The 19,723-nt window shown below is 40.5% G+C and carries 14 protein-coding genes; 2 read left to right on the top strand and 12 right to left on the bottom strand.

Features of this window, described 5'->3' with window-relative positions; all coding sequences use genetic code 11:
- Window positions 1–5: 5 nt before the first annotated feature.
- The 7 genes from A7967_RS01925 to rppH form a co-directional block, all read right to left on the bottom strand.
- Window positions 6–599 carry a FlgO family outer membrane protein gene (locus A7967_RS01925; RefSeq protein WP_054203387.1) on the bottom strand — a complete coding sequence of 198 codons (594 nt, stop codon included), beginning with the start codon at window positions 597–599 and terminating at the stop codon, window positions 6–8.
- A gap of 74 nt (window positions 600–673) precedes the next feature.
- On the bottom strand, window positions 674–1,261 hold the full coding sequence (locus tag A7967_RS01920) for an SPOR domain-containing protein (protein WP_064435326.1): 588 nt from the start codon (window positions 1,259–1,261) through the stop codon (window positions 674–676).
- A 671-nt stretch (window positions 1,262–1,932) separates the two neighbouring features.
- Window positions 1,933–2,784 carry a thymidylate synthase gene (locus A7967_RS01915; protein ID WP_054203389.1) on the bottom strand — a complete coding sequence of 284 codons (852 nt, stop codon included), beginning with the start codon at window positions 2,782–2,784 and terminating at the stop codon, window positions 1,933–1,935.
- 319 nt (window positions 2,785–3,103) lie between these two features.
- A complete protein-coding gene (gene lgt / locus A7967_RS01910; RefSeq protein ID WP_054203390.1) occupies window positions 3,104–3,907 on the bottom strand; it encodes a prolipoprotein diacylglyceryl transferase in 804 nt (267 codons plus the stop codon).
- 12 nt (window positions 3,908–3,919) lie between these two features.
- The gene (locus A7967_RS01905) at window positions 3,920–4,729 is read right to left on the bottom strand and encodes a sulfite exporter TauE/SafE family protein (RefSeq protein WP_054453831.1); all 810 of its coding nucleotides are present in this window, start codon (window positions 4,727–4,729) and stop codon (window positions 3,920–3,922) included.
- Between the two features lie 83 nt (window positions 4,730–4,812).
- On the bottom strand, window positions 4,813–7,083 hold the full coding sequence (gene ptsP / locus A7967_RS01900) for a phosphoenolpyruvate--protein phosphotransferase (RefSeq protein ID WP_054453828.1): 2,271 nt from the start codon (window positions 7,081–7,083) through the stop codon (window positions 4,813–4,815).
- A 20-nt stretch (window positions 7,084–7,103) separates the two neighbouring features.
- Entirely contained in the window at window positions 7,104–7,622 is a 519-nt protein-coding gene (gene rppH / locus A7967_RS01895; RefSeq protein ID WP_054203393.1) for an RNA pyrophosphohydrolase, read from the bottom strand.
- Between the two features lie 752 nt (window positions 7,623–8,374).
- Here rppH and mutH point away from each other — a divergent pair.
- The gene (gene mutH / locus A7967_RS01890; RefSeq protein WP_064435325.1) at window positions 8,375–9,046 is read left to right on the top strand and encodes a DNA mismatch repair endonuclease MutH; all 672 of its coding nucleotides are present in this window, start codon (window positions 8,375–8,377) and stop codon (window positions 9,044–9,046) included.
- A gap of 223 nt (window positions 9,047–9,269) precedes the next feature.
- Here mutH and eno read toward each other — a convergent pair whose 3' ends face one another.
- The 5 genes from eno to rlmD all read right to left on the bottom strand — a co-directional run bounded on the left by eno (window position 9,270) and on the right by rlmD (window position 16,799).
- Window positions 9,270–10,568, bottom strand: a complete 1,299-nt coding sequence (gene eno, locus A7967_RS01885) for a phosphopyruvate hydratase (RefSeq protein WP_054453824.1) — start codon at window positions 10,566–10,568, stop codon at window positions 9,270–9,272.
- Window positions 10,569–10,679: 111 nt separating this feature from the next.
- Window positions 10,680–12,314: a CTP synthase gene (gene pyrG, locus A7967_RS01880; protein WP_054203396.1), complete on the bottom strand. Its 1,635-nt coding sequence runs from the start codon at window positions 12,312–12,314 to the stop codon at window positions 10,680–10,682.
- A 161-nt stretch (window positions 12,315–12,475) separates the two neighbouring features.
- Window positions 12,476–13,288: a nucleoside triphosphate pyrophosphohydrolase gene (gene mazG / locus A7967_RS01875; RefSeq protein ID WP_064435324.1), complete on the bottom strand. Its 813-nt coding sequence runs from the start codon at window positions 13,286–13,288 to the stop codon at window positions 12,476–12,478.
- Between the two features lie 20 nt (window positions 13,289–13,308).
- Window positions 13,309–15,465 carry a GTP diphosphokinase gene (gene relA / locus A7967_RS01870; RefSeq protein WP_054203398.1) on the bottom strand — a complete coding sequence of 719 codons (2,157 nt, stop codon included), beginning with the start codon at window positions 15,463–15,465 and terminating at the stop codon, window positions 13,309–13,311.
- 8 nt (window positions 15,466–15,473) lie between these two features.
- Complete coding sequence (rlmD, locus tag A7967_RS01865; protein WP_054203399.1) at window positions 15,474–16,799, bottom strand: 23S rRNA (uracil(1939)-C(5))-methyltransferase RlmD; 1,326 nt, start codon at window positions 16,797–16,799, stop codon at window positions 15,474–15,476.
- A 98-nt stretch (window positions 16,800–16,897) separates the two neighbouring features.
- On the opposite strand from rlmD, the gene barA reads away from it, so the two are divergent.
- On the top strand, window positions 16,898–19,663 hold the full coding sequence (gene barA, locus A7967_RS01860) for a two-component sensor histidine kinase BarA (RefSeq protein ID WP_054453818.1): 2,766 nt from the start codon (window positions 16,898–16,900) through the stop codon (window positions 19,661–19,663).
- Window positions 19,664–19,723 lie beyond the last annotated feature (60 nt).

Raw genomic sequence — 19,723 nt, 5'->3', positions numbered from 1 at the left:
CCTAATTAGTATTCGCTGCGATAGATAAACCCATCGCGCTGCTGAATTTTTTCATCTCCCCACATTACGTTAATAGGGATCTCGGTACTTGCTGCTGATACAACGGCGCTGTCATGTGTATTGACCATGCGGGCATTAACAATATAGGCATGTTGTTGCCGTGTTAGCGTGCCGGTGATCACAAAGTCAATATTCTGACGTTTGCGTAGTTTGGTTATATCGCGACTTAACATACCATCTGCTATGGGCGATAAGTTAAGGTTATTCTCAAGGCGATACTCAATGATGTTGTAGCCTAGTTGCGTAAATTGCGTTAGTAGGCTTTCTTGTATTTGCTGGCTAAGGCCATCCCCCTGCCCTTGCGCAAGCTCTGAATCAAGCCCATCGGCAAAGTAAAAGCTAGTCACCGCTATACGTGCAGAGCTTTTAAAAGGCCCTTTGATATGGCTTAGCTGTGCGCTCAAATCACCAACATATTGATGAACAGTAAACGGCGCCATTGCTGACTTGGGTGCTACTGTACTACGAGCTGGCGGCTTCTCTGGCGTTAAGCTGCAGGCCGTTAAGCTCAGCAATAAAAAACATAATAAAAGGCGCATAATTGCCATCCTCTATAAACATAACAAATACAAAGCAATTATTATGCCTATTTATATAAAGGCTAGACCGTTTATTATTTACTCTGATAATCAAAGGGTTTATTTGTATAGCTACTAACTAGGCAATCAACTTGATAGTGCTTAAAAGTTTGGCAATCCGCGAGTGCATTTTTATAGTATTTGTAGGCTCCAAACTTAAGCCTATAGACATTCGTATTTTTAACCAGCGCGGTTTCAACATTGGCAATTACACTGCCTTGAAACAAGTTTGGCGCTTTACTTTTTAACGACGCTAAAGTGGTCATTAAGTTAGATTTTTTATTAACCGATGCGATTTGCAGTGAAAATCGCCATTGGATTGGCTTTTGTACAAAAAGCTCTTTTTTTTCTAGCATTAAGGCCGCTGGCCCTATTAAAGCATCCAAGACCTTATTTTTATGTATATATTCAGCGCTATCTGTTGGAATATATAAATAAGATAAATTACTCATTTCAGTAAAAGATGCATAACTGCGACTAAATTTTGGAGTTACCTTCGTTGGTGCACTTATTTTTGGTTGAGTGTTATCAGTGTTTTTTTTGGGCTGATAATGACAGCTTGATATTGATAAACCAACCCATAAAAGGCCGATAAAAGAAAAGCAACGAGTTGTATTGTGCATAAAAGTTCCTGTATGTTGAACATACAATTTCCATGACATTCAATTGCATGGTTTTTTGCTAAGCGTTTACTCCTTTTAACAGCTAAAAATTTTAATTACAGGTATTTCAATACCTTTTCACTAATTTACATTAGTGAAATGTTAATAACCATACGTGAGGTGCAAAAACAGCAATTATCACTATCAGATAAAAAAGAACATAATAATAAAGTTGCTATGACGCATCCATTTATCAGCAAAAACAAGCTTAAAACGTAACAATAGAGGGGAATTGGCATAGTCAGCCAGAAATATGATTAAGTTAGTAACTCAATTTAGCGCTTGATAATGAATTTTAAACACCGCTGTTACACTACCCAGCTCGTTAACATGAGCAATATTCAATAGAAATAATGACTTGGCAACTTTTTATCACATTAATTTAAGAGTACAAAAGTGCTTTATAATCTCAAACCGACAATAGGCTTATTACTTATAATTTATACCAATCGATTTAAATATTTAACCATTCTAGCGAGTTAAATCAAGCGCTAACTGCGCCATAAATGGCCAGTAACTTAACACGATTGGTATTAGGTTATTTTTAGTTAAGGAAAGGATGCTTATAATGTAACTGATGATTTATAAAAAGTGCCAATGACACTTTTTATAAATAACTACTCGCTTGTCGTTTAAACCGAAAACGGGTATTTAATTGCGTCATGGCATTGGTAGCCATGCACTTCAAAGTCATCACGGGTAACCCATGTTTCTATGTCTTCAAGTGATTTAATATCAGGGTTAATAGTTAATGTGGGTGATTCAAACGGTTCACGTTTAAGCTGCACATCACGCATCAACTCGAGTTGATTTTCATAAATGTGTGCATTAACAATTTTATGATAGGCCTTACCTGCTTTGTGGCCAGTAATTTGTGCAACTAAAGCGAGTAATACAAAACATTGTATTTGATTAAAGTTTAGGCCAAGTGGTACATCGCAGCTACGCTGATACGAGGTTAAATACAAGGTATCACCCAGCAACGAGAATGTATGCGTGTGCATACATGGGCGAAGGCAGCCTAAATCAAACTCACCAGGGTTGAAAAAGGTAACGATCTCACCTCTATCATCAATGCCATTTTTAAGGTTATCAATCACTTTTTTAAGCTGATCCAGTGGCGTACCGTCAGGGCGTTTCCAATCTCGGGCCTGTACGCCATAAACGCGGCCCATGTCGTCATCACCTTTGCGATTTGGATTGTTTAGCCATGCTTGGTTGTCATTGGCATTGGCATCCCATGTCATACACCCAATATCACGAAACTGAGCGGCACTGCTGTATCCGCGTAAATAACCTAAAAGCTCTGCTATTGCTGCTTTATAGTAGCTTTTACGCGTTGTGATCATTGGAAATTTATTATTCGCAACGTCGTATTCAAGTTCAGCATTAATCACAGTTAAACAGCGTGTACCTGTGCGCTTATTTTCAACCCACACACCTTCGTCAACAATACGCTGACATAACTCTAAATATTGTTTCATTCTTCGCTTCTTTTATTAGGGTCTGTTGACCTTTCAAGGTTGAATTTTCAGCAGCCTGTTTGGTATTTAAGCAAGGCAGCGCCTATGTCGTGTGGTTATTCCCCATAAATAGGTAATAACGCAGCATCAATGCAAACAGGCGCTGCCCTTTGGGTTCTGCCTCGGGCCGATTTACTCTTTGTTGCCTACATAGATGTAGGTAAGGGGCGTGGGCAGGACGCACAAGCTTTGCTCGGTTTTAACTTAGCTCACTCGATTCCAAACCTCGCGTCGCGATTAAACCGCCCCGAACTTGAACAAATTTTAATCCACAAAGACCCTAAGCTTTGCTAGCAACAGTTGGCTGTGGCTTTTTATACGCCCATATTATCAAACCTAGGCCACCGATGACCATTGGCAATGACAATATTTGCCCCATTGAGATAAACCCACCAAATAAACCTAAGTGCGCATCAGGCTCTCTAAAGTATTCAATACCAAAGCGGAATACGCCGTAACCTAATAAAAATAAGCCTCCTACACTGCCCGCAGGGCGCGACTTTTTAGTAAATAGGTAAAGGATAATAAACAGTACTAAGCCTTCAAAAAATGCTTCATAAAGCTGCGATGGATGACGAGCAAGCGGCCCGCCCGTTGGGAACACCATAGCCCATGGCACATCGGTTGTTCGTCCCCAGAGTTCGCCATTAATAAAGTTACCTATGCGCCCAGCTAATAAGCCTACAGGAACTAAGGGCGCTACAAAGTCACCCACTTCTAGCAACTGCTTTTTACGGCTCCAAGCAAAAATACAAATCGCGGTGATCACACCTAATGTACCGCCATGAAAAGACATGCCACCCTGATCTATTCTAAATAAATACAGTGGGTTTTCTAAAAAGTAACTAAACTGGTAAAACAGTACATACCCGATCCGACCACCAAGAATAACCCCTAACATGCCATAAAAAAGTAGGTCGCCGACCTCCTCTTTTGTCCAACCTGAGTTTGGTTTTGCAGCTTGGCGATTTGCCCACCACATTGCAAAAGCAAAACCTATTAAATACATTAAACCGTACCAACGTACGCTTAACGGGCCGACTGTGAAAATGATCGGATCGATTTGTGGAAACTCAAGAGCCATAAAAATTAAACCTTAACTAAAAACCATTTGAAGTGCGATGATGACTAATAATACTGCGAACGCTTTTTTAATCGTTGCAACGGGTAAATAATGTGTCGCTTTTGCACCAATTGGTGCCATAAACCACGACGTAATAACTATACCTAATAATGCGGGTAAATAAACAAAACCTGCAAAACCATGTTCTAAATCGGTTACTTGCCACCCAGCAGACACATACCCAACTGAGCCAAATAGGGCTATGACGATACCACACGCGGCGGCGCAGCCAATTGCTTTTTTAATATCAACTGAAAAATAATTAAGTAACGGAACAATAAGTGCTCCTCCGCCAATCCCTATTAATCCTGATAGTCCGCCCATTATGGCACTTAACGAGCCAATAACAGGACCGCTTGGCATGGGCTTTTCACTCTGTGTTTTACTACGAGTAGATAGCACCATACGCGCTGCTATAAATACCACGCTGGTTGCAAACACTAAGCGCAGTAGTTGCTCTGGGATATAGCTTGCGGCAAAACCACTGATCAATGCGCCTAGCCCTACACCTGACATAACCCAAGGTGCAATATTCCACGGAACATTATTATTTTTATGATGCGCTAATGCGGAAGATGTCGAAGTAAATAAAATAGAGGCTAAGGATGTCGCGATTGCGATTACTAACACATGATCAACCGATGCCACATTAAATTTAACAAGTAAAAGGCTTAAAACAGGCACAATGATTAACCCGCCACCAATTCCGAGCAACCCAGCTAAAAACCCTACAATGCTACCTAATATTGCACAGCTGATAATCAGTATGGCTAAATCCTGCATAGTACACTCTTAAATATAAATTTGTTATATACATATACTAATAGATTATATTGCATGTTCACAGCAAAAAATGACACGGGATATTAGCGGTTTTTAGGGGTATAAAACAATTCCCCCAGATTATGCTCAATCATAAAGCTGCGTGTTAGCCTTAGTACCTGTTTAGCTGTTGACTGCGCTAAACATTCAGCAAGTAATATTTCCATATCACTTACCTTTAAACGCCTTAAAACCCACTTCACTTTACTCAATGAGGAGCTATTCATACTTAAACGACGATAACCCATTGCAATCAGTAGGATTGCCCCCTCAGGTTCACCACCTAATTCACCACACAAACTAAATGGGAGTTCGTATTGTTGGCATTCTGTCGCCACTTTTTGTAGCACTCTTAAAACGGCGGGGTGATAAGGATTAAATAGCTCTGCCACACGTGCATTAGAACGATCGACTGCGAGTAAATATTGCGTTAAATCATTACTGCCTACTGAACAAAAATCTACTTTTTTAGACCACTCGGGCAACATAAAAACACTGGAGGGAACTTCTAGCATTAGGCCTATTTCTGGGCGTTCAATAACGTGTTCTGGAAACTGCTCTTCCAGCTCAAAGTAAGCTTGCTCAAGCAATGCAAAAGACTCATCTACCTCTTCAATACCGCTTATCATTGGCAGCATGATCTTTAAATTACCTAAGCCTATATTGGCTTTGATCATCGCTTTGAGTTGATCTAAAAATAGCTCTGGGTGATCGAGCGTTACGCGTATTCCCCGCCAGCCTAAAAATGGGTTTTCTTCTATGATATCAAAGTAATCGAGTACTTTGTCACCGCCTATATCAAGCGTACGCATGACCACTGGCTCAGGGTGATAACTGGCGAGCACTTCTCTATACCAGTTTTCTTGTTCCGTTTGTGATGGAAACTGGCCTTTTTGCATAAACCATGCCTCGGTTCGATATAACCCGACACCATCACATACTTTGGTATTTGCTTTTTCGGTATTAAGATCAAGCCCTGCATTAAGCAATAGACTGATGTGCTCGCCGTCTAAAGTGATCGCGTCACATTCTTGTTCCGCTACAAACTTATCATTTAATAAATTTTCTTGGTGCTTTAATTGGCGATATTCATCTTGCAGCATTTGCGAAGGAGAAATATATAAACGCCCAGCGTAAGCATCTAGAATCATCAACTTGCCGTCAAACTGCAACAGCGGTAAATCTTCAATCCCCCAAATTGCTGGGATCCCCATTGCGCGTGTTAAAATTGACGCATGGCTATTGGCTGCGCCATTAACACTGACAACCCCAGCTAAATGCCCTTTAGGAACTTCAGCAAGCATTGCTGGCGTAAGTGTGTTTGCGATCAACACCGTATTTTTAGGGTAATTTTTTACTGCATGCTCAGTATTAACTAAATGATGTAAAACCCGTAAACCAATATCTTTAACGTCAACTGCTCGCTCTTTTATATAAGGGTCTTGCATGGCATTAAATTGAGCTATTAGTCGTTCTATTACGATTTTTAACGCACTTTTAGCACACCAACCTTCTTGCAGTTGTGCTTCAACATTTTGCCCTAAGCTTTTTGCATCAAGTAACTGCTGGTAAACATCAAATACCGCCAGTGCTTCTTTAGGAATTGAATCACTTAAAGTCATTGATAGCGTATTAAACTCTTTTCGTGTTGCCGCAACCGCTTGGGTAAATAAACGACGTTGCTCTGTGCTGTTATCGTCTTTTTTTACTTCTATCGATTTAAAGTCTAGCTTTGGTAAAGTAACAAATGCATGCCCTATAGCAATCCCAGGTGCGCCTGAGACCCCTTTCAATACCGACGTTTGGTGAGAAAATTCATCTTGTCGCAGTACTTCTTTAATTTCAGCATGCGCTAATTGTGATGCTAGCTGAGCTGATAAAGTTATTAAAAACGATTCTTCATCTTGGCTAAATAACCGCGCACTTTTTTGCTGCACCACGATAACGCCCAACACTTTTTTTTGGTGTACAACAGGCACTGATAAAAATGCGTTATAACCTTCTTCGTTTACTTCTGGGGAGAGCTTAAAGCGAGGATGCGATTTAGCAAATGCAATATTAATAGGCTCTTCACGTTGCGCAACTAGGCCAACTAAACCTTCTGTGAAGCCAATTCTAAACTTACCAACAGCTTTGGGATTGAGCCCACGAGTAGCCATTAGTACAAAGTTATCTTGACTGTAATCAGCAAAATAAATGGAGCAGCACTGGGTATTCATGGCATCTTTCACCATTTCGACAAAACATGCTAATGCACTCTCTAAACTCGCTTGATGCGAGACAGATTCGGCAATAGCTCTGAGTGTAGCCAGCATAATACTGCTCCTTTATATTTTTACCTTTTATGACGCCACGTGTCTTTGGTTTGTTCACGCTTGTTAAATGGCATTGCAAATGGAGCAAACTCTTTCATTACTCGCCTATAAACATCCCGTTTAAAAGACACCACTTGCCTAACTGGGTACCAATAACTCACCCAGCGCCAATCATCAAACTCAGGGTGATGTGTTTTAAGTAAGTCTACATCTTCGTCTTTACAGCGAAGTTTCAGTAAGAACCATTTTTGTTTTTGCCCAATACACACCGGACTTGAGTCGCGGCGTATCAAACGCTTGGGTAATTTATAACGTAACCAATGTTTTGAACTTGCGACAATTTCTACATCTTCCGGACGCAAGCCGACTTCTTCGTGTAATTCACGGAACATGGTCTGCTCTGGCGTTTCACCACTGTCGACACCTCCTTGCGGAAATTGCCAAGAATGTTGACCATAACGTCGAGCCCAAAAGACTTGTCCTTGATTATTGCAAATTACAATTCCGACATTGGCACGAAAACCTTCGGCATCAATCACCTTAGTGCCTCATTTGTAAGTCGATTTTTAATGATTGTTCCACATTAGCTGCAATACGGCAAACACTATTATACCCAAGTCACTTCAATACGTAGAATTGAGCATTCCATAGGGACTGAGTATCAAGGTGTTACTTTACAATAAGGGTATTCTCTTTTAAAAAATAACAACATAGGGAGTTAGTTTCAGTGAAACGTCTTACGGGTTGGTTTAAAAGCGATTTATACTGCGTTATTGATTTTAACAAGGGAGCAACCATTATTTGCAATCAATGCCTTGTCTAAATCACTTTTAATTCCAACTGAAACTGTATCTTGAGGTGGCTTGGGTGTAGGTACACTATGACTACAATCAACCCGTTACCTCAAACCTCCTATTTTGAGAAAGCGAGGTATACACCTTTTACGCACCTTACCCACAGCTTGTGCATAACTTTAGTTTATACAGCTCATTTAGCAAACAAGTCCACAATGAACGATCTAAAATACAGCCTTTTCCACAGATTCTGTGGATAACATTGTTTATAGTTCTGTATTTATCCCCGCAACTATTCAGAACACAACGTGCCACCTATAGGAAATTAGTATAAAAGCTATAAAATTCAGTATATTAAACTTTAAAACCCGCAATAAAAAACGTTCAAAAACACGCCAAACCACGACAGTACAAAAAACACACAAAACCAAAGATATCCACGGTTAGTCACTTTTGCTATCATGACCGATGAGTTTATACAATAGAATAAAGCGGTTATGCGAGTAATAAAGCCACATTCAATCAATGAATTAATGCGACGTGTTAATAATATTGCTGGTATGACGTTAGGCCAGTTAGCACAACAATATCAATTTAAAACCCCCGAAGACTTATTACGCGAAAAAGGCTGGGCTGGGCAGTTAATTGAGTATGTATTAGGGGCTACTGCGGGCTCAAAACCAGTGCCTGATTTTGAGGATCTTGGAATAGAACTCAAAACATTACCTATTTCATTTAAAGGTAAGCCACTTGAAACCACTTTTGTTTCGGTTACCCCTCTTTTAAATGTCACTGGCATGACGTGGCAACAAAGCAATGTACGTAAAAAACTGGCTCATGTGCTATGGCTACCCATTTTAGGTGAGCGAGAAATAACTCCATTTGATAGAACCATCGGCAGTGGCTTTTTATGGCAACCAAGTGCTATTCAAGACGCGCAACTACAACGCGATTGGGAAGAACAAATGGAGCTCATCGCATTAGGACGCGTTGATGAAATATCGGGGCACTTAGGGGATGCTATGCAAATTCGCCCAAAAGCGGCGAATAGTCGCATTGTTACAGATGCCATCGGGCCAAATGGGCAAATTATAAAAACCCTACCTCGTGGTTTTTACTTGAAAACCAGTTTTACCGGTGAGATTTTAAAACAGCAGTTTCAGCTTTAAAATACCTTTAAATAATGCGCGAGGTAAACTTGCGCCTTCTACGCATGTTTAATAATTTTTCTATTTAAAACTCGGTTAATAATCACGGCTAAAGCGGGTTCCTACGGGTGTCAGAATAATTTATATCGGTGGGGCTTTATGCTGCGAAAATTAAGATTTAACAAAAAAATCCTCACCGAAGCGAGGATTTCCTAAGAGTAAAAACCAGATTCTAATAAAAGAATTACTGACCTTTAACCTCTTTAAGACCGTTGTACGGTGCTTTAGCGCCTAACTGCTCTTCAATACGAAGAAGTTGGTTGTACTTAGCAACACGATCAGAACGGCTTAATGAACCCGTTTTAATTTGGCCTGCAGCAGTACCAACAGCTAGATCTGCAATTGTAGAATCTTCTGTTTCACCAGAGCGGTGTGATATAACAACTGTAAAACCAGCATCTTTAGCCATTTTGATTGCCGCTAACGTTTCAGTTAGTGAACCAATTTGGTTAAATTTGATTAAGATTGAGTTAGCAATACCGTTATCAATACCACGCTTTAAGATTTTCGTGTTTGTAACAAATAAATCGTCGCCCACTAATTGGATTTTATCACCCATTAGTTTAGTTTGATGCGCAAAGCCGTCCCAATCAGATTCATCAAGACCATCTTCAATAGATACGATTGGATATTGCTCTGTAAGGTCTTTTAGGAAGAAGTTAAATTCTTCAGACGTGAATTTTTTACCTTCACCTTTAAGGTCGTAAATGTTTGCTTCTTTGTCATAAAACTCAGATGCAGCACAATCTAGCGCAAGTGTTACGTCTTTACCTAACTCATAACCTGCATTTGCAACTGCAACTTTAATTGCCGCAAGTGCAGCTTCGTTTGAAGCAAGGTTAGGTGCAAAACCACCTTCATCACCCACAGCTGTAGAGTGACCATCAGCTTTAAGTACTTTTGCAAGGCTATGGAATATTTCAGCGCCCATACGTAGTGCTTCGCGGAAGTTAGTAGCGCCAACAGGTTGAACCATGAACTCTTGAATATCTACCGAGTTATCAGCGTGCTCACCACCGTTGATGATATTCATCATTGGTAATGGCATAGAGTACACACCAGGCGTGCCGTTTAGATCAGCAATGTGCTCATAAAGCTCTACTTTTTTAGATTGTGCAGCCGCTTTTGCAGTTGCTAATGACACAGCTAAGATTGCATTGGCACCTAATTTTTCTTTATTTTCAGTGCCATCTAAATCTAGCATTACTTGGTCAACAGTGCTTTGCTCTAATGCGTTTTGCCCTGCTAATGCGCCTGCGATTTCATTATTAATAAAACCAACAGCCTTTAATACGCCTTTACCTAAATAACGTGCTTTATCACCATCACGTAATTCCAATGCTTCGCGTGTACCTGTTGATGCACCTGATGGTGCAGCTGCGCGACCCCATGAACCGTCAGCTAGATGTACATCCGCTTCTACAGTTGGGTTACCACGCGAATCCATAATTTCGCGACCGATCACTTTTACGATATTTGACATCTTGATTCCTCTTTTCCCAAAATGGTGAGCATATTCCGACTTTATTAATTTTCCTTAACGCAGTCGGTTTTAAAACAAAAAAGCCGTGCAACTAGCACGGCTTAATAATTATTACGACGACGCTTTTTGATAGGCGTGTGCTGCGGCCACAAACCCTTCAAATAGCGGATGACCATCGCGAGGTGTTGAAGTAAATTCCGGATGGAATTGAGCTGCAATAAACCACGGGTGATCTTTATTTTCGATGATCTCTACTAATTTCTTATCTTCTGATAAGCCAGTAAAGCTCAAACCTGCTTGCTCAAGTTTTTCAACAAAGTTGTTGTTAACTTCATAACGGTGACGATGACGTTCTACAATTTCATCACTGCCATACACTTCATGTACTTTAGAGCCAGGTGTTAAATGACATTTTTGTGCGCCTAAACGCATAGTGCCACCTAAATCAGATTTTTCGCTACGTGTTTCAACGTTACCTTCTGCATCTAACCACTCAGTGATTAAACCTACAACAGGGCTTGCTGAATTAGCATTAAACTCTGTTGAGTTTGCGTCTTCAAGGCCTGCTACATTACGTGCGTACTCGATAAGCGCAACTTGCATACCTAAACAGATACCAAGGTAAGGTACTTTATTTTCACGGGCATATTTTGCCGCTAAAATTTTACCTTCAACACCACGACTACCAAAGCCACCAGGGACTAAGATTGCATCAAGGTTAGCAAGTAACTCTGTTCCTTTGCTTTCAACATCCTGTGAATCAACGTATTGAATATTTACAGTTAAGCGGTTTTTAAGGCCAGCATGTTTAAGTGCTTCGTTAACTGATTTGTATGCATCAGGGAGTTCAATATATTTACCAACCATGCCAATAGTCACTTCACCTGTTGGGTTAGACTCTTGGTATAACACTTGTTCCCATTCAACTAAATCAGCTTCAGGGCAATCAAGGTGGAAGCGACGACATACAAAGTTATCAAGCTCTTGCGACTTTAATAGCGCAGGAATTTTATAAATGCTGTCTACATCTGGTAATGAAATAACCGCTTTTTCTTCAACGTTAGTGAAAAGAGCAATCTTTGCACGTTCATTGTTTGGTAATTTACGATCTGAACGACAGATAAGAATATCTGGTTGAATACCAATTGAGCGTAACTCTTTAACTGAGTGCTGTGTTGGTTTTGTTTTCACTTCTCCCGCAGGGCCTAAGAATGGCACTAACGTTAAGTGAATAAACAATGCGCGCTCACGGCCAATCTCTGTGCCAAGCTGACGAATTGCTTCTAAAAATGGTTGTGATTCAATATCACCTACGGTTCCACCAATTTCAACGATAGCCACATCATGGCCTACAGCACCGTCATATACACGTTGCTTAATGTCGTTAGTTATATGTGGAATAACCTGAATTGTTGCACCAAGGTACTCGCCACGACGTTCACGACGTAGTACATCTTCATATACACGGCCTTGTGTGAAGTTGTTACGGCTTGTCATTTTGGTACGGATAAAACGCTCATAGTGACCTAAATCAAGGTCAGTTTCAGCACCGTCTTCGGTGACAAATACTTCACCATGTTGAATTGGGCTCATTGTGCCTGGGTCAACGTTGATGTAAGGATCCAGCTTTAAAATGGTTACATTTAAACCACGGGCTTCTAAAATAGCTGCCAACGATGCTGCTGCAATACCTTTACCCAACGAAGAAACAACTCCGCCAGTAACGAAGATAAATTTTGTACTCATGCGAACCCTAGAATATCAGGAATTAAAAGGAATATAATACCCAAACAAGTGATTTTGGAATATGATCAAGACGGGGCGAAATTATAGCAAAGGCACTGCCATCAATCCAGTGAAAGTTAGTATTTCCCTGCACAAAAAACGCACTCGGAGTTTCGTATTATTTACTTCTGCTTTTTTATTGCATCCCACGCGGCGTCCATTTCAACAAGGCTTGCTGTATCAAGCGACTGCCCACGTTGGTGCAAATAAGTTTGCACTTTTTCAAATCGCGCTGAAAATTTATCATTCGCGCTGCGTAACAACTGCTCGGGATCACGCTTGATATGCCGCGCAACATTGACGGTGGCAAAAAGTAAGTCGCCAACTTCTTCAGCACTGTGCGCAGAAAGTGGATCAACCGCTAATGCTTCTTTTACTTCATCCACTTCTTCGATTACCTTATCTAACGCACCATGATAATTTGGCCAATCGAAGCCTAACCCTGAAACACGCTCTTGAATCTTTTTGGCTTTGCTTAAACTCGGTAAATTTGCCGGAATATCTTGCCAAATTGATGCGCTTTGTGGGGTTGTTTTTATGGCGCGCTCTTGGGCTTTAATTACTTGCCACTGCTCACTGAGTTGTTCATCGGTTAATGCTTGTTGCTCAGTAAATACATGAGGGTGACGACGAACCAACTTGTCATTTAATCCAGCCATTACATCACTAAAATCAAACAGACCTTGCTCTTGTGCTAATTGCGCATAAAAAACCACTTGGAAAAGTAAATCGCCGAGTTCACTTTTAAGCTCACCTAAATCACCTTTTTCGATGCAATCAGCCACTTCATAAGCCTCTTCTAAGGTATGTGGCACAATTGATTTAAAGTCTTGCTTTATATCCCACGGACAGCCTGTTTTAGGATCACGTAATTTGGCCATAATAGCTAATAGCTCAGTTAAAGCATTTGTTGAGGTACTAGTTGTTTGGCTCATTTAATTTCCTAGTTGTGATATTAGTGACTGCGCTTGGTTTCATGCACACCTTCGATTTGATCTAACTTTGATAAAAGCCTGTTAGTACTGGACAGATCATGCACTTCCACTTGCATGGTAAAGAGCGCTAGTTGACGCGCATCGACCATTTCCATGTTCATACTCAACACGTTAACTTTTTCATTCGCTAACACAGAGCTAATATCACGAATAAGCCCTGCTCTATCGCTGGCTTCTATCTTAATTGCTAATGCGTAAGAGCCATGAATTTCATCTGACCAACTTACAGCTATGACGCGCTCTGGATGCTGTGTTTTTAAATTGGTGAACGAATCACAGTCATCACGATGAACACCAATGCCACGCCCTTGTGTTATATAACCAATAATTTGATCACCAGGAACTGGGCGGCAACATTTGGCCATATGACTCATTAAGCTGCCGACACCGTCAACCACGATCCCATTTTTGTCACCGCTAACTTTGCTAGGCGTTTTAAACCGAATAACGGGTTCATCATCGGTTCTGTCGGTTATAAAATTAAGTAATTGATTTAAACGCACATCGCCTGCGCCAATCGCGACCATTAAGTCATCTAACTCTTTAAAATTAAAGCGCTTAATTGCCGGTTCAAGATGTTTGTAGTTTAAATCAAGCTTTTGCAATTCATTATCGAGAATTTCTTTACCTGCACTGAGGTTTTTATCGCGATCGAGCTGCTTAAACCAATGGTGTATTTTTGCTCTTGCACGCGATGATTTAATATAACCTAACGATGGGTTTAACCAGTCTCGGCTGGGGTTAGGTTGTTTTTGAGTTAATATTTCAACCTGATCACCGGTGTGTAATTGATGAGTGAATGGCACTATTTTGCCAAATACTTTTGCACCAATACAACGATGCCCCACATTTGAATGAATGTAATATGCAAAATCTAAAGGGGTCGCGCCCAGTGGTAAATCAAAAATATCGCCACGCGGTGTAAATATATACACGCGATCTTCGACCACTTGATTTTTTAGCTCATCCGCTAGGTCACTGCCATCAACGACTTCTTCTTGCCATTGCAATAATTTACGTAACCAGCTAATTTTTTGCTCATAGCCAGAGCCACGCCCAGGCAATGCACCTTCTTTATACATCCAGTGAGCGGCAACTCCTAGCTCAGCATCTTGATGCATGGCATGGGTACGAATTTGAATTTCAACCGTTTTACCTTCAGGGCCAAACACCACTGTATGAATTGACTGGTAACCATTTTGTTTTGGTGTTGCTACGTAGTCATCAAACTCTTTATTAAGATGACGCCAATTAGTGTGCACAATACCAAGTGCACCGTAACAATCTTGTAATTCATCCACAACAATCCGCATTGCGCGAATATCAAACAGCTGGTCAAACTCGTAGTTCTTTTGCGCCATTTTTTTGTAGATGCTGTAAATATGTTTTGGCCGACCATACACTTCAGCCTTGATACCCACTTGCTCTAGCTTTGTTTTTACCTGCTCGACCATATCAGCCATATACGCTTCACGGCCAAGGCGCTTATCGTCTAATTGCTTGGCAATGCTCTTGTATAAATCTGGGTGTAGGTAGCGAAATGAAAGATCTTCAAGCTCCCACTTAAGTTGACCTATTCCTAACCTGTTCGCTAGCGGCGCAAAAATATCAGCCGTGGCTTTTGCGGCAATAACACGCTCTTCTTCAGTGGCGTTTTTAACTTCGCGCAAATAGCACACCTGCTCAGCAAGCTTAATTACAACGGCACGTACGTCTTCAACCATCGCCAATAACATACGCCGTATTTTATCAACTTGTACTGTCCCAGTTCCTTGATGCGCCAAAGTGCTAATGGTCGCCATTTGCGAAACCCCCGTTAGCAGTGAAGCTACATGACTGCCCATTACTTCACTAATGGTGTCTATTTCAATGAGGTTAGCTAAAAAACACGGTGTAATATAGGCCGTTACTAGCGTGTCTGAATCGAGGTTCATCTCCACTAAAATTTCAACCATTTCCATGGCCATATTTTGCTGGTGATGATTTTGAAGCTCTGCACAAAGGGTATTTGCTTTATTTAACTGGTCGCGTTTTTCTTGCGTTAAATTAAGTAAATCAAGTCGTGTATTAAAATCACCCTGTGTATCGTGTTGGTGTGATTGCCGAGTAGCTACCATAATGCGCTCTACCTCCTTTGAAATAACGCCATTGTTTCAATATGCCCTGTGTGCGGGAACATATTCATTAGCCCTATTTTTTCGAGTGAAAATGCCGCTTGCGTAATAATCGCGCTGTCACGGGCTAAAGTAACAGGATCGCAAGACACATATAAAATTGTTTTAAACTGCTTAAGTGGCAGTTGCTCTAAAATAGCCATAGCACCGGTACGAGAAGGGTCAAGCACCAATATATCTAAGTCTTTACTAAACCACGGCGCTTGTTGCATTGCCTGAGTTAAATCAAAACAATGAAATTGAGCATTTGTAATTTGGTTAGTTTGCGCATTTTGCGCCGCTATTGCAACCGCCGATGAAACACCTTCTACACCAATCACACTTTTTGCGTAGTTTGCAATCGCCAATGAGAAATTTCCAATGCCGCAAAACAAATCTAAAACCTGCTCTGTGCCTTTTAAATCAAGCCATTTTACGGCTTGCAATAGCATAGCCTGATTTACTTGCGCGTTAACCTGAATAAAGTTATCAAGGCCAAACTCAAATTTTAAGTCTAATTCAGGTAAATGATAAAATGGCATAGGTAAATGGCTATGCTCAATATGTTGGCTTTCACCTTGAAAAATAACACGCCACTTATGCACCAAACCAAGTTCTATAATTGTATTTTTTAACGCCTCACTAATGTTTTTTGTATGGCGAAGTACAACAAAATTATGTTTGTCAGCTTGGCATAATTGAATATGACTCACACTTCTAAGCTCGCCATTTTGATTTAGTACTGTATCAAAAACACTAAAAATATCGCGGTACACATCGCTTAACACTTCACATTGTTTAACCGACACGATTTGCTTTGAGCCTTGAGCACGGTAACCAACGCGCATTTTCTTCGCTGTTTTGTCGTACATAACAGCTAAGCGTGCACTGCGACGGTAATGCGTTGGCGCGCTAAGTAAAGGCACTTGCCAATTCATGCCATCTAACTTGGCAAACTTTGTAAACAACTGGCTCACAGCAACTTGCTTTTCAACTAATTGTTGATCAAGGCGTAAGTGTTGCAACTGACACCCGCCACACTGTTGGTAATGCTCACAAAAAGGTTTTTCTCGTGATTCACTGGCGCTAATGACTTTGATCGTATTTGCCGCGCTGTAGCGGGCTTTATCTTCTGTTAGTTTAACTTTAACGGTTTCGCCCGGCAGTGCTCCATTTACAAAACACACTTTGTTATGGTGCTTTGCGACCCCTCGCCCCTGATGATCCATGCCTGTGATAGCCAATGTTAATGACTCTTGCGTGAGGGTTTTCTTTTTTGCTTGGAAAAACTGCGCCATCGGGCAACACCTTAAATATTGATTCTACGTGAGTGATTGATTACTAGCTTATAAGTATATACTCTTTAACTAACTAATAATGATAACAACGTTCACTTATGACTAAACTTGGTTTGCGCGACTCAGTTTTAACGCTAACACTTATTCCCACAGTGCTTATTGGGTTGTTACTTGGCGGCTATTTTACAATAAATCGTTACATTGAGCTTGATGAAATTTTATATCAGCAAGGCAGCACTATTTCTGAGCCTCTTTCAATTGCAATTGAACAACCCCTATTGGCAAAAAACAAACAACTGCTAAACCGTTTGATCAGTCATGCTCATAATAAACACTCCCCTTCAATTAAGACCATTGCCATTTTTGATGAACGCAATGAACTCGTGCTAACAAGTAACTATCATCGTGACTTTGATGATCTTATGCATGACGAAAATTTAAAAAATACCAAAACAACAAAAGTTTTAGACAATAATCACCTTATTACCTTTTTTACTCCCATCATTAATCATTCAACACCCGATTCACAATGGGACAGCGCAGCATTTCAAGCATCGCTTGGCACGGTTGTGGTACAACTAAATAAAAGTCAGGCCATTATTGGCCAACAACGCGCGTTATTAGTTACCGGTATTATTATTATTCTGGCTTTAGTACTTGCTGCGATATTGGCGATTCGTTTAAGTCATATGTTTATGACGCCTTTAAACAGACTTGTTTTAGCAACAGATAAACTAATAGAAGGTAAAAGAGACACTGGTTTAGTGCAGCCTATGGTTGGCGAATTTGAATTATTACGCCAAGGCCTAAATACAATTTCAGATACCATGGTGGGTCAAAAAGATGAGATGCAAAAACACATTGACCAAGCCACCAGCGATTTACGTGAATCATTAGAGCTTTATGAAACACAAAATATTCAACTCAGCATTGCCAAAACAGATGCGCAAGACGCTAACCGTGTTAAATCTGACTTTTTAGCAAAAATGAGTCATGAATTACGAACGCCTCTTAACGGTGTAATTGGTTTTACTCGGCAGTTACATAAAACACCGCTTAATAAACATCAAAAAGATTACCTCGATACCATTGAGTTATCAGCCAATAGTTTAATGACTATCATTAGTGATATTTTAGATTTTTCTAAATTAGAAGCTGGTGCAATGGAACTTGAATCAATTCAATTCCAGCTACGCGATAACGTTAACGAAGTGCTCACTTTACTAGCCCCAAGTGCTGATGAAAAACAGCTCGAACTATCGATTTATATTAATTCACAAGTACCTGATAACATTACCGGTGACCCAACTCGCTTTAAGCAAGTGTTAATCAATTTGATCAGCAACGCCATTAAGTTTACTGAAAAAGGCGCAATCAAAATTGATATAGGCCATCGACTGCTTGATGAAGAGCGCGCCTCTGTTTTAGTCTCAGTTACTGATACGGGCGTTGGCATTCCAATGGATAAGCAAGATGCATTGTTTACCCCTTTTGGCCAAGCGGACTCAAGCATTACACGTAAGTTTGGGGGTACTGGTTTAGGTTTGATTATTACTAAGCATATCGTTGAAGCGATGGGCGGTCGAATAACCCTCAATTCAGCGCCGGGCCAAGGTACGTGCTTTACCTTTAATGGTGTATTTAGAATCCCTAATCATAGTTACAATAGTGATTTGCCGAGTAAATCACTTGCTAACAAACGCATTTTATATCTTGAGCCGCATGAGCATACTCACCATGCTGTATTGTCATTATTAAATGAATGGCAAACTCAAGTGACGGGCTGCTTTACAGAAGAAAGCTTTTTAGCAGAGATAAACAAAGAGTTTAATTACGACATTTGTATTATCGGCCATGTTGCTGCAGTCGATGAAATGCAGCGTTTAAAAGGCTATATTAAAGCCGCTAGAGACTCTACCGATTACTTATATTTAATGCTCAATACCGTCTCTCATAATATGCGAGAAGCCTATATAGGCTGCGGTGCAGATGCATGCCTTAGTAAACCACTCAACCATCGCAAATTATGTGAAGTACTTGCAGCACCGTATCGCCTTGATCACCCTGTTCATAACATTGAAGAAAACACCGAAAAGCTACTGCCGCTTAAAGTCCTTGTGGTTGATGACAACGATGCTAATTTAAAACTCATTTGCACATTACTTGAAGAGCAAATAGAGCACATAGATACCGCTCATAACGGATCCCAAGCTTATAGCATTTGTAAGAGCAATAAATACGATATTATTTTTATGGACATTCAAATGCCCATAATGGATGGTATTACTGCCTGCAAATTAATTTTAGAATCCTCATTAAATGAAGACACGCCTATTATTGCTGTCACCGCCCATGCGCTTGCTGGTGAAAAAGAACAACTCATTAAAGACGGTTTTAAAGGCTATTTAACCAAGCCAATTGATGAGGATATGCTAAAACAAATTATTAGTGATCATAGTCCACAATCGCCTCTTAAACGTGACAAAAATCGGAATATCCAAGCATACATAGAGCCTCCTTTTGTTAGCACATCGCTAGATTGGCCATTGGCATTGCAACGTGCCGGAAGTAAAAATGAGCTCGCCCTTGAAATGCTCAACATGTTACTACTGAGTGTGCCAGAAACATTGCGCCTACTTGATGAGGCCACCACTAGCCAAGATTGTGAGCATGTTTTAAGTATTATTCATAAATTTCATGGTGCGTGTTGTTATACGGGAGTGCCAAAGTTAAAGGCTCTTTCAGAAACTATTGAAACTTCGCTTAAAAATGACTGTGAACTAGAGCAAATAGAACCTGAACTGTTTGAATTACAAGATGAGCTTGAAAACCTTATGAAAGATGCCGGTTTAAGAGGTGACTAACTGTAATAACTTTAAACTCGAGTGAATGCCACTGCTATTCACTCGAATTTAAAACGGCTA

It is taken from the genome of Pseudoalteromonas neustonica (genome assembly GCF_001653135.1).
Taxonomy (GTDB): Bacteria; Pseudomonadota; Gammaproteobacteria; order Enterobacterales; family Alteromonadaceae; genus Pseudoalteromonas; species Pseudoalteromonas neustonica.
This window is presented reverse-complemented; position numbering and strand designations above follow the sequence as displayed.